This window comes from Desulfobaccales bacterium (assembly GCA_041648175.1).
GTDB lineage: Bacteria > Desulfobacterota > Desulfobaccia > Desulfobaccales > 0-14-0-80-60-11 > 0-14-0-80-60-11.
Map to the genome: position 1 here is coordinate 227,356 of JBAZPO010000004.1, position 12,426 is coordinate 239,781.

Genomic DNA, 12,426 nt, shown 5'->3' on the forward strand with positions numbered 1-12,426 from the left:
CACTTGTGTGTGGCTGACTCCCGGATTTCTCAGTTGCGGTGGTCTGCTCACCGCTGTTGACAAAGCGGTAACCAGGAACCGCTAATCGCCGCAATTGGCCCTAAAACCTCAGTCTACAGACCCCGTTTGAACAAGCAATCTATTCATACGGAGGTCTGTCATGGAACTGAAATGTGATTATCTAGGAAAAGACTGGCGCCAGGCGAAGCAAGAAGTGAAAGCTGTGCTGATTGGTCGGGCGAAGGCGCGGGACGTCATTTCCTATTTTGAGCTTGCAGTCCGGGTGCCTGCCATCAAGTTTGATCCGGATTCTCTGACGCTGCGGACGTTGCTCCAGGAGATTGGCGCTGAAGAAAACGCGGCTGGGAGAGGGATGCTGTCTGCGGTTGTCGTTTACAGTGCTGGCGAAAGGCAACCAGACCTGGAGTTCCTTTACTTGGCGACTCAGCTCGGGAAAAACACCTCCAACATCATGTGGTGCTGGCTCAATGAACTGAAACGGGTGTTCAATTGTTGGTCGCAGGCCAAGAGAAAGCCAAAGTCTCATTGCCAGAGGTCTAAACAACTATAAGTTACAGTGGGGAGAGTTGGGCCATTTGTTGGTGGAGCTTGCCCCTCTTCCCTTTTTACCGTTGCCAGACAGGCTTATGGTTTCATTTCATGCCTGCAGAATTTACAATATTTGGCTGGAGCAACTGCCACCTATGATAACCATATCTGGTATCAATTATTACCTGACTGGCTGCGCATAAAGAGCAGTAACATTCAATCATGGGATACAAAAGAAGCTTCAACATTTTATTTCCCCAAGATGTTTACATCAGCTAATTGGCAGCTTGGATGGTTTGCCTTCTTCCCCATAATTACTCCCAAGAATAGGGTGCGCTGGTTGTTGTGAGGATTTTTGGTTAATAAATGCACCAAACCTGGCGGCTCAAAGCAGTCCTGTCCATGTCGGTAAGAAAAAGTTTGCTCCCCTTCCACATAGATAACCACCTCCCTTTCAGGACTTTGCGTACAATGCGAGTGTTGTCAAAGACGTCACCGCCCTTGATGTCCGCCAAAGTCGCCCGCTTCAGGCCAAAATCTTCGGGAGCAATATTATAGGTCCGAACCGTACCGTCTTTAAGCTGGCTCACCGGGTGGGCCTCACGAGGCTGATTTCGTCGAACGAGTCCTCGCCGAAGACCACAAAGGCGCTTTTGCCCCCCAGGTTGCCCAACACCTGGACCAGAGGCTCGGTGAAGCGGGCGTCATAGCCCCCCAGCACCCTGGATGTTGCCGCGGGCTCAGTTGGTCAGGGGCCTTAGGACGTTAAAGATGGTGTGGATGTGCCGATCTCCCGCGGGGGCCGATGGAATAACCCATGGCCCCGTGGAGTGGGGAGCGAACCGAAACCCGATGTCCACCTCCAGGATGCACCAGCCACCTGATCCGGCGTCAGGGCCAGAATAATCCCCAAGGCCTCCTCATTTAAACTTTGTATAAATGGCCGCCAGGAAGATGGGCACCAGAATCCAGCCCGCCAGCCTCTGAAAGTAGATGAACACCGTGAAGCGGCCAGAAATTCTGTCCGGTTTCCATTTTTTTTGCATCCCCAGGTCCACCATGGGGGTGAACTGCTCGAAACTGAGCAAAAATCTTCCCAGGATGCCATAGAACCGGCTTTTCTGCGGCCAGTCAATTTCTTTGAGATTATGGGGGTCGTAGTAAAAAGCTCCCAGAATGACGATGGCCAGGGCAGCCCAGAAAATCCTGAAGGGTTTGCGGCCGTAGCCGGCCAGAAAATCCCAGAACACCACCTTGGCCCATACTGCCGGGTTCAGCCACTCCACCCAGTTATTGGGCCAGGTCTCCTGCCGCTTCATATCGATGAACACCTCATCCGCCAGGCTTTGGTGCCCATTTTGCTCGAAGAATGACTGGAGCTGCAGGTAGTTCCGGTTATCAAAGCTGCTGTGATGCACCCAGGCGATTAACTTGCGCCAATCCTGCAGCCTGCCCGGGCCTTCCGCCGTGGCAATGAAGTTGTATATCATCCCGGAAAATCGCACCTTGTCTTTATCCTGGGGCCATTCAACTCCCAGTATCTTCAGGTTGGCGAAATGGCTATTCCTCAAGTCAGCTTCGGTTTCGATACTCAGACCGTTTAAGGTGGTCTGCCCCTTTGCTTGAAGACCGGCGGCCATTAATCTATTTAATCTGACATTTTCAAAGTGGATATCCCGATCCACGACCGCACGTTCCAGATATAAGTCAGAAATGGCTGCTATCCCCGGTGAGGATACTCTTTTCAGGCTTGATGTGCCGATAACGGAAAGATCGGATAGGTGAGCATCCTTTAAGTCAACCGGCCCGCGGAAGACGCCCCCCGTTAAAACCGCCCCTTGCACCACATCAGCCTTCAATTCGCCGATCCTCGCACCCGCCAGACTAACCGGGCCATTGAACAGGGCGTCGGTGAACTGAAGCAGTGACCCCACCTTGAGGTTGCGGAAATTCGCTTCCCTGTCGCTGTTAAATTGAGCCCTGCTGGCATTAAACTGTCCGGCACAGTCGGTCCCGTCAAAATTTACCGGCCCAGCAAAAATTACGTCTTCAAAATTTGCGAAAGTGCCGACCTTCAAACCAATGGACTCCAGCCCTTTGGTTACATCCAGAAACTTCGCTTTCTCGCAGAGCAATACCAGGCCAATATCCGCACCGTCAAAATCTACCGGCCCCTTGAACAACGCTCCTTGAAAATCGGCCACATTGCCGACCTTGAGACCGGGGAAACTGGCGTAATTTTTCTCGCTTAAAAAGCGAGCATTTCTTGCCCAGAAACTCCGTTTGATCGTTGATCCAGCAAAATATGCTCCGCCGTGAAAGATAGCCGCCGATATATCGAAACTTCCGCCTACGTTCATATTCCTGAATTCCGTGGGGCCTTGAAACTCAGCATGGTCGCTCAGGACGTTTTGACCCACCTGCATCCCATTGAAATATGATCTGCCCCGATTTAACAGACGCGCCTCTATCAAGCTGAACTCATTGCCAATCCTGGCCCAATTAAAGTTCACCAGGCTAGAAAAGATAGTCTTATTGAAATAAGCGTTTTTTGCCACCTCTAATCCCAGAAAATAGGCCTGCCCCAAAAAAAGCGACCCGGTAATCTGCAAGCTGCATTTAAACAGGCTGTCCTGTAAGTTCACGTCCCCTTGGAAAATGCAATCTACCAGCCTCACCTCGTAGGGCACCACCGCAGAGCGCAAATCGATCCGGTCATCGATGTTAATGATGGCGTTTCTTAAATAGACTCCATGGCGATGGACTTTTAGCCCCTGAAACCCTCCAGTTAATAGGACCTCTAGAAATTTTCCTCTGATTTCCCGTTTTTTTTCGTCTTCCCCGAACCGCTTTCTCAAATCCGCGGGGTTCCCTCCCGCTACCTGTTTCAAAACTTCCACTTCCCCTGGCCAGAGCGGCTTCAGGTCAGGGGAACTCTTACACGTAATCTGCGCCTGAACCAGGTTGGCGCTACTCATTAAGAAAATTAACCATAGCGCCAGGAGCGCCAGTCGGGACTTTTTCATATCATCACCCTCTTTAGTGATTAAAAGGAAATGGACCGAAAGATTTGTAGTCCCGGTAAATATTAATCCGGACTTCCTGGTGGGAATTCGAGAACCAGTCTCCCGAGCCTGGCCGGCAATTTTAACGGAATCACTGTTATGATTCATGATAGCTGAGCGCGGTCATCACGCCGCTATCATTTATACAAATATGTGGGCAACATACAAAAATACCAGGATGAAGGCCCCGGAACTCATCCAGCACAAGGTCTTCTTCTGGGGCCGATACATCATTTCCGTGGCGGCAATGCCGGTCGTAATCATCCCCATCAACCCGGTGCCCACGTGTAGGGTGGACACTACCTGCAATAAGGGCTCTTTAACATAGATAAAAGCCCATAATTTCCAGGATGCCAGATTGATCAGGTTGCTGCCGAAAAAGGTTGCCTACCGCCAGGTCCACTGCGCCGATCTGGAGGGCGCTCAGGGTTACCACCAGCTCGGGCAGATTAGTGGCCGCGGCCGCAAAACGGTGTCCACTGCCGATTTCTGCGTTGGGCTGAGGGACACTCTCTATCACTTAAAAGCAGGATATTAATTGCATAGGCTTTTTATTAATCAAGCCATAAGCCTATCGGCCATTAGACATGAAAAGTCTCGAACAGAAGGTGTCTACAGAATAATATCGTATAACTACTAAGAACTTATCAAATAAACGTATACGGCATAATTTTATTATAAATCTTTAATTAAACTAATCACACTATCGATGTCAATAGAAGAAATTTTATCTGAGCTTTTCCTGTGGGAAAGCCTGTCAGTTGCCCTTTGGGTTTTCAATGATCGCAGCTCCCATTTCCGTGGACAGGAACAAATGTGGTGCAGATTGGTGGCGGGGTAAAATAGAACCTCTCTTGCCAAAGCCTTGCCTTATCATCGAACCAGCATAACTTGTAGGTATGATTTGCATATCGAAATGAGTTCCATGTGGTCCCACTTGCCCTCTGTCTCCAACAATCCCAGCAGAACTACCCCCAATTGCAGCGCTGGATTGTGTGCTGACATACCTATGCCGTCATAAGCCGGAATCAACAAGGAAGGCGAAAAAAAGTAACGGGGAGACGCTTGGGCTGCGTAGAAGCGCAGTTGTAGTCGGCGTCCGCCTGCGTGAGAAAGTCGATGTCCTGTCCGGTCGTCAAGTGGTACTTTACCAAGAAGCACTCGCCTAAGGTGCGCCTTGAGCAACGCAGAAGGTGTCAACCTTAAGGCGCTTTGTTATGTATTTTTGATTCCGATTACGTGACCAGCAGACTGCAAGGGCCTCAAGAAAGGGCGGCGTTACAGACTATTGAAACACCGCCCTCATATGTTGTTATAGCCTCCGTAGATCGTTCAAAACATCCGTAAGCTCATGGCGGTTATCGCTTTCTGATCATCCGATTTGCAGTTCAGAATACGCTTCAGAAGCCCTCGAAGACGTTTATGCTACGATCTGGCGAGGTCGAAGCGGTCAAGGTTCATTACCTTGTTCCACACCGCGGCAAAGTCGTGCAGGAACTTCTCCTGGGAGTCCTCACAGGCATAGACTTCCGCCACGGCCCGGAGTTGGGAGTTCGAACCGAAGATGAGGTCGACACGGGTGCCGGTCCACTTGAGTTCGCCCGTGGCGCGATCACGACCCTCGAACACGTTTTCGTCTTCCGAGGTTGCCTTCCACGTCGTTCTCATGTCGAGCAGATTCACGAAGAAGTCATTGGTGAGCGTCTCCGGCCGCTTGGTGAAGACGCCGTGCTGGGACTGTCCGAAGTTGGTATTCAAGACGCGCATACCGCCAATGAGAACCGTCATCTCAGGAGCGGTCAGCTTCAGCAGGTTCGCCCGATCAACCAGCAGTTCCTCTGCCGTTACTGCGTATTTGGTTTTGAGGTAGTTACGGAACCCGTCCGCAACCGGTTCGAGTACGGCAAAAGACTCCACGTCGGTTTGCTCCTGCGACGCATCCGTACGTCCCGGCGAGAAGGGCACGGTCACATCGTGATCCGCGTTCTTTGCGGCCTGCTCGACGCCGGCGCAACCGCCCAGAACAATCACGTCAGCAAGCGACACCTTCTTCCCGCCGGACTGGGCGGCGTTGAACTCCTTTTGGATACCCTCCAGGGTTTTGAGCACCTTCGCCAGTTGCGCCGGCTGGTTGACTTGCCAATCCTTTTGCGGCGCCAGACGAATACGCGCCCCGTTCGCCCCGCCGCGCTTGTCGGAGCCGCGGAACGTGGATGCCGACGCCCAGGCGGTGGAGACCAGTTCCGAAACCAATAGGCCCGAGGCCAGGATCTTCTTCTTGAGGTTGGCGATATCCGCCGCGTCGATCAACTCATGATCGACTGCGGGCACCGGGTCTTGCCAGATCAGTTCCTCTGCTGGCACATCCGGGCCGAGATAGCGTGATCGGGGGCCCATATCGCGGTGGATCAGCTTGAACCAGGCCCGGGCGAAGGCGTCTGCCATCTGGTCCGGGTTCTCGTAGAAGCGCCTGGAGATCTTTTCATAGATAGGGTCGACCTTCAAGGCAATGTCCGTGGTCAGCATGTTGGGCGTCCGACGCTTCGACGGGTCGTGGGGATCCGGCGCTGTACCGGCGGCGGCGCTATCCTTCGGTTGCCACTGATGCGCTCCGGCCGGGCTCTTCGTCAATTCCCAATCGTAGCTGAACAGGTTCCGGAAGAAGTTGTTGCTCCACTTCGTGGGCGTCTGGGTCCAAATGACCTCCAGGCCGCTGGTGATCGTGTCATTGCCTTTGCCGGTGCCGAAGCTGCTCTTCCAGCCAAGGCCCTGTTCCTCAATGGGGGCGGCTTCGGGCTCAGGCCCCACATGGGACGCCGGGCCGGCGCCGTGGGTTTTGCCGAAGGCGTGACCGCCGGCGATGAGCGCCACCGTCTCTTCGTCGTTCATCGCCATGCGCGCGAAGATCTCGCGAATATCTTTGGCCGCCAGGAGGGGATCCGGGTTGCCGTCCGGCCCTTCCGGGTTGACGTAGATCAGGCCCATCTGTACGGCGGCCAGTGGGTTTTCCAGATCCCGGTCGCCGCTGTAACGGCTCTTGGGCTTGTCGCTCGTAGCCAGCCATTCGCGTTCGGCCCCCCAGTAGGTGGTGTCATCCGGCTCCCAGACATCCTCGCGCCCGCCGCCGAAGCCGAAGGTCTTGAAGCCCATCGACTCGAGTGCGCAATTGCCGGCGAGGATAATGAGGTCGGCCCAGGAGATCTTGCGGCCGTATTTCTGCTTGATCGGCCAGAGCAGCCGGCGCGCCTTGTCGAGACTCACGTTGTCGGGCCAGCTGTTGAGGGGCGCAAAGCGTTGGGCGCCGGACCCCCCGCCCCCGCGGCCGTCGCCGATGCGGTAGGTGCCCGCACTGTGCCATGCCATCCGGATGAAGAGCCCCCCGTAGTGACCGAAATCGGCCGGCCACCAGTCCTGCGAGTCGGTCATCAGCGCATAGAGGTCCTTCTTCACGGCCTCCAGGTCGAGTTTTTTGAATTCCTCAGCGTAGTTGAACTCCACGCCCATGGGATTGCTCATAGGACAGTTCTGGTGAAGAATTTTCAGGTTCAACTGGTTCGGCCACCAGTCCCGGTTCATCGTACCTCTCAAGGTAACGAGTTTGCTATGTTCATTCATAAAGTTTCCTCCTTGCGTTGTCTGAACTTATGCACCGTGCCTCCTTTGCACGGGGTTCGGTAACCTCAAAAAGCCCCGGCGCCCGCACCCTTGGTAGGCACCACCCATCCGGGAAGGCGTTCGCACCTCAATGTGAGCTGACTTCTTTAGGAGATGAACCTCTTGCCTCAGGACGAGCCCGCGCTCACCCGCGGTCAGGCTGTTCTAATTGTTGGCCACCGTATTCCAAAGGTCGTAGGTTAAGGTTTTTTGCTCTTTTCCATATCCTCTTTATTCTGGCGATTGCCTTGACACGTGGGGCAAAGGCCAAAAAAGTTCAACTGCTGATGGGTGATCTTATACCCGGTCTGCTGCGCTATTTCTTGAGAAATACCAGCCAAGGCCTCGTACTCTGGATCAAGGATCTGACCGCATTGGGTGCAAATGAGATGGGGGTGCGGGTAGGGCTTATTGCCGTCGTAATGGCTCCCCATGCTGGCAAAAGTAATTTCGAAGATCTCGCCCACATTCTTTAGCAGACTTAAAGTCTTATAAATTGTGGCCAGGCTGGTTGTGGGATAATCGGCTCTGATCTGTTCGAAAATCTGCTCTGCGCTCGGGTGCCCTTCACTCTTAGATAAGATCCGCAACATGGTCATGCGCTGCGGCGTAAGCCGGCACCCTTTATCCTTCAGCACCCTGATCATATGTTCCAGACGCTCTTGAGGATCAGCCAAAACTCCCCCTTATACTATTTCTCTATAAATAATAACTATCAATTAGATGTCAAGGACCTGCTAACATCGTAGGCGACCATGAACGTCCAACTTGAAGGCAAATGCCCCTCCTCTCAGCATCTCAAGAAACATTTATAAGATAGCGTCTAGCGAATTACTTGCCAAACCCCTCCCTTATCACCAGGCCAACAAAAACTGCATGAATGATCTCCATATCTTGCATGGGTCTTTGTGGGGAGGACGATTTCAGATGTTAAAGATTAAAGGAGGTCAGGAAGCCGAAGGAAATAGCCGGAACCCTTCAGGTCAAAAAGTATTGATATGCTGTGGATATGGAAGAGGGGGGAGGCGACAGTCTGGCTAGCAGGCATTTTGAAAAAGCAAGGGCACCCTGTTAGAAACAGAGTGCCCCATGCCCGTATAGCCGCCGAGGTAGTAGTCCGACTCCCCGGTAAGCTTGAGTATAGCATGTTCACCCTGGTTGAGCATTTTCGGAATCTAGGAATCTGTCAACCGAGGTCGCGATTTTCAAAGTTGATTGAACGGTTATGTGCTGTTTTGCCGTTTCCTTTTTTTCCACGGCTGGGTTTGTTCACCCAACCGTAGCGAACAGAATCGACACTTAAAAGATAGCCTTTCAGTTCTTCTTGTTTGGCTTTGTTAGCACGCATAAAGATGGAGTGAAGCTCATGGTCCACGTCATCGATGTTTGCACCTCTCTTGACCGCCTCGGCAAACCACTCATCACCCAAGCTGTAGTTTCCTTTCTCGTAATACACTACACCAAGAAGTGTGCAGGGATGGAAACTATCGGGATCGAATGAAAGTGCACTCTCAGCCAACTGTATGGCGTCATCGAATTGGTGTAAGTCTCGCTTGCATGCCCCTTTGGTTGTACAAAGTGCCGATTTGAGATGCTTGTTCCGTTGGCTCGTCACCTCTATCTTGCTCAAAACTTTGAGTGCTTCAGTTGGGAGATTTGCCTTTCGATAATGGCTACTGGCATTTACCGCTTGCCAGGGATCGTTGTCCTTTTCGAAAAACCGGCGATACCACATCGCCTCATTTATATGAAATTTCCGCTTAATCCCAGGATATTTGAAAAAGTAGCCATTAGTAGAAAGCCAAAGCACATTCTTTTCCGATAGCCTGTCACCCTTTTCAAGTTTGAGTAGAATCTTTTTCATCGGGTACAGATGATGAACTTCGACATGGTAGATATCGTACTTTTGCCATAACTTTCGGCGAATATTTCTTTTCTCTTGTCCCTCAATTTTAGCGCGCAACATCTTAAAATCAGCCTCTCCCGTTTCTTCCAGCTTTCTAACAAATTCGCACAGATCGAACATGCCTTTATCACGGATCCACTGTTTGTCCTCGACAGATAATGCTCGATTTACATCCAACCGATCGAGAATCGAGGACAATTCACTTCCGACACCCGAATAATCGCCCATGTATGGAACGAAATATTTGGCTATGAGTTGATTATGGCGTTCAATGCTCAGGGGAGAAGACATTAAAGACAAATCCTTTTCAAAAACACCTGACTGGTAATGTCATATCGGCCTAAATCTTTGAAACCATAAATTGTCACCTGGGACGGTGGATTCCTGGTTTGGTGCGGGCACGAACCTCGGTAAAGCTCCATTTGTAGCCCGGGCGCGCCAGGTTCTATGACATATTAAATTCCTCGTTCATGTATTTTCTTGTCAAAAGACGAGAATAGTTTTTCTGGTGAAAATTCTTCTATTTTGTACTTAGAAAATCATCCCTATCCCGGAGGGCAAGGATGCAGGTCATCGATTTTCCCTGGGCTTGGCGTGCCGTTATGAACGCTGAACGAGGAATAGAATATAGCTTGCCAGCCCAGGAACTTATCACCGGTCCAGCAAAAGAAAAACCTATGAACTTCATATCTTCCCAGTGCATATGTGGGGGGAAGAATTTTAGAGGTCTCTGCCGATGGTGTGCAATGTTGCATGCTGGAAAGAGGGTGATCCAGAGGTCGAAAAGAGTCGATCTGTTCTATATATGAAAAATCTGTTCAGCTGGTAATAAGTTAAGAATCAGAGCAGGTATCCGTCTTTTATCATCAAACTTTTCGTCAATATTACAACATGGTTTAAGAGTGATAATAATCAAAGAATCATTCCTAAAAACTGAAAACCGCCCCCAGCAAGGGGCCGTGAAACCAACCGTGGATCGCAATATCCTTAGTGCTACCACTTCCCGAAAAATAACGGCCGCGATAGCCACCGTAGATACGAATGTTTTTATGCACCTGGTAACCCAGCAAAGCCTCAAGCACACTGTCAACGTTGTTGTAAGCGACAAAGCCAAAGCCACCGCAGTCGGCTCTGAGCAGCAGGTTAACCTTCGGCGTAAACCAGAAACCAATCCGCATCCCCAGGAAAGGTTCAAAAATCGAGAACTGGAGTGAACTAACCAGTGACCCGCCGCGGGTTACCAGCTCCTGGCCCGAAGTATCGGTTAGAGTGGCATTCAGGCCCAGCCTGATGTCCTGATTGAGGTAAGTGTAACGAAGACCACCCAAAAGCTCGAATGATGCCACGGGAACCGGCTTGTCGGGAGTGATAGGTATGGTTCCTACGAGATAGCGCACTCCTACATCCTGCCAAAGGAGGCGAGACCAAAGCTTAAGGTTGCCCGAAAGTTGCAGGCGCACCGGAACAGGAAGCAGCTGGCCTTTTAGCTCCCTGGCCCCGCCGGCACTGATGGAATCGCCGATATAGATAAAATTGGTGTCGGATATCAAGCCCCATCTACCATACCAGATCTCCAACCGGCCCATGCCTCCCATGACTTTGCTGAAAAGCAAGGGGACCAGGTTATACCAGGGGACGTCGGCCACGGTGGTGCCCCTGAATCTACCCTGGTGGCTGAGGTCAAGATGAGCCCCTGGAACCCATAAATACGGGGCCAGAAAGAACTGCCAGCCTTTTTTATAGATGGGGAGGCGGTCATCTTCCTTGGCGGCATCAGCTTTTTCCTTGGCGACAACCGACTCCTCTTTGACTAAGGCTGGCTCCTCCTGTGAGTAAGCACCCGTGCACCAGACGAGCAGTAGGATGATGATAAGTGTGACTTTCCATCCCCTCATGGTTTCCCCTCCAGATGGTAATTCCCCGGAGCTCCCTGCACCGGATATTAGAGCGAACCCCTACTCCCAGGCAAAGATCTTTTTCCAATCCTTTTTCATGGAGATGACGAACCAGCCATCCTGCTTCGCCTCATCGTAAAGCGCCTGGGTGAAGGTGCCGACCTTGGTGGCCGGTAGCCCCTCGGCCGGGCCATAGGCATACTCGCGCTGGGCATCGTCATGCAGCACCAGCATCATAAGCCGCGCCCCGGAGCCTGCCCCGGTGTACTCCAGCATCTCCCGGTCGCCCCCGGAGTTGCCAAAGGCGGCCAAGGGGCGCTTGCCGATGAACAGGTTGATACCGATGGCCTTGCCGGCGTGGTCGTCAATGAATAACACCTTGGGCAGCCGCATGAGCACCGGCTTGCGGTCCTGATACTCATACTTGGTGGCGATGCTCGAGCCCACCACCTGCTCCGGCGGTATGTCGTAGACTTGCTCGCTGTATACTCGGACAAACTCCTGGCCGCCGCCGGTGACGATGAAAGTCTTGAAGCCGTTGACCCGGAGATAGTGCATGACCTCCAGCATGGGGAGGTACACGAGTTCGGTGTAGGGCTTCTGGAAGCGAGGATGCTTGGCCCGGGCCAACCATTCCTGGGCGATCTTTAGAAACGCCTCGGTGGTCATACCGGCGTGCGTAGCCCCAATGATTTTGGCCCACTCCTGCTCGGTGAAACTGGCAATGGCCCCCTGGTCGTTCCCCAGGATCGCTTTGAAGGGATGCTCGTTCTTCCACTCTAGATGCTTGGGCGCAAGTTCGTGCACCCGGTCCAGGGCAAACATAGCCTGGGTGTAGATAGGATGTTCCACCCACAACGTGCCGTCCTGGTCGAAGGTGGCGAGGCGGTCCGCCGGCGGCACATAAGCAACGCTGGACTTATCCGTAACTTTCCGGACAAAACTCACGATCGCCTGCTTCGCCGGCCCTTCGTTCCAGGAGGGCAACGGGTCCTGGGCCAGGGCCAGGCCGGTAAAGGTCAAGACCGCACAAGTCCCAATGAGGCAAAGAACCACGATTTTCCTAAGAACATTTCTCCATTTCACAGCTAACCCTTCTGTTGGAGATAAGGGGAGTGCGGGCCAGAGTAGCCCAGGCATGGCTTCCTCCATTCTTGGTTGGTTTCTCAGGCAGCTTCGTCTATGGGCCGTAGCCAGTGGGACGAAGCCGATAAATAGGGTTAGAAAGAGAGAAGCCGCCAGGGGCTTGTTGATGATGATTCCAGCCAACAAATGCGGAACGGCACCCCTCGATTTATTTAAGCATTCTTTTAACTAATTCAAGGATAAGATCATTACTTTGCAAGTGACCCCTCTC

Annotated in this window: 11 protein-coding genes; 1 reads left to right on the forward strand and 10 read right to left on the reverse strand. The window is 52.3% G+C overall.

Annotated features, from left to right (window positions below; genetic code table 11):
- Positions 1-160 precede the first annotated feature (160 nt).
- Complete coding sequence (locus WC600_05880) at positions 161-571, forward strand: hypothetical protein (GenBank protein ID MFA4902258.1); 411 nt, start codon at positions 161-163, stop codon at positions 569-571.
- A 337-nt stretch (positions 572-908) separates the two neighbouring features.
- On the opposite strand, the gene WC600_05885 is transcribed toward WC600_05880, so the two are convergent.
- The 10 genes from WC600_05885 to WC600_05930 form a co-directional block, all read right to left on the reverse strand.
- Positions 909-1,139, reverse strand: coding sequence for a hypothetical protein (locus tag WC600_05885; GenBank protein ID MFA4902259.1), 231 nt, complete (start codon positions 1,137-1,139; stop codon positions 909-911).
- Positions 1,136-1,270, reverse strand: a complete 135-nt coding sequence (locus tag WC600_05890) for a hypothetical protein (GenBank protein ID MFA4902260.1) — start codon at positions 1,268-1,270, stop codon at positions 1,136-1,138. Before WC600_05890 ends, WC600_05885 begins: the two co-directional genes overlap by 4 nt.
- A 199-nt stretch (positions 1,271-1,469) precedes the next feature.
- Positions 1,470-3,575: a pentapeptide repeat-containing protein gene (locus WC600_05895; GenBank protein ID MFA4902261.1), complete on the reverse strand. Its 2,106-nt coding sequence runs from the start codon at positions 3,573-3,575 to the stop codon at positions 1,470-1,472.
- 180 nt (positions 3,576-3,755) lie between these two features.
- Entirely contained in the window at positions 3,756-3,914 is a 159-nt protein-coding gene (locus WC600_05900) for a hypothetical protein (GenBank protein MFA4902262.1), read from the reverse strand.
- Positions 3,915-3,933: 19 nt separating this feature from the next.
- Positions 3,934-4,134: a hypothetical protein gene (locus tag WC600_05905; protein ID MFA4902263.1), complete on the reverse strand. Its 201-nt coding sequence runs from the start codon at positions 4,132-4,134 to the stop codon at positions 3,934-3,936.
- Between the two features lie 905 nt (positions 4,135-5,039).
- The gene (katG, locus tag WC600_05910) at positions 5,040-7,229 is read right to left on the reverse strand and encodes a catalase/peroxidase HPI (GenBank protein ID MFA4902264.1); all 2,190 of its coding nucleotides are present in this window, start codon (positions 7,227-7,229) and stop codon (positions 5,040-5,042) included.
- Between the two features lie 239 nt (positions 7,230-7,468).
- A complete protein-coding gene (locus WC600_05915) occupies positions 7,469-7,945 on the reverse strand; it encodes a transcriptional repressor (protein MFA4902265.1) in 477 nt (158 codons plus the stop codon).
- A gap of 509 nt (positions 7,946-8,454) precedes the next feature.
- On the reverse strand, positions 8,455-9,465 hold the full coding sequence (locus tag WC600_05920) for a tetratricopeptide repeat protein (protein MFA4902266.1): 1,011 nt from the start codon (positions 9,463-9,465) through the stop codon (positions 8,455-8,457).
- Positions 9,466-10,100: 635 nt separating this feature from the next.
- Positions 10,101-11,069, reverse strand: a complete 969-nt coding sequence (locus WC600_05925; protein MFA4902267.1) for a hypothetical protein — start codon at positions 11,067-11,069, stop codon at positions 10,101-10,103.
- A gap of 60 nt (positions 11,070-11,129) precedes the next feature.
- The gene (locus WC600_05930) at positions 11,130-12,155 is read right to left on the reverse strand and encodes an HAD family hydrolase (protein ID MFA4902268.1); all 1,026 of its coding nucleotides are present in this window, start codon (positions 12,153-12,155) and stop codon (positions 11,130-11,132) included.
- Positions 12,156-12,426: the final 271 nt, after the last annotated feature.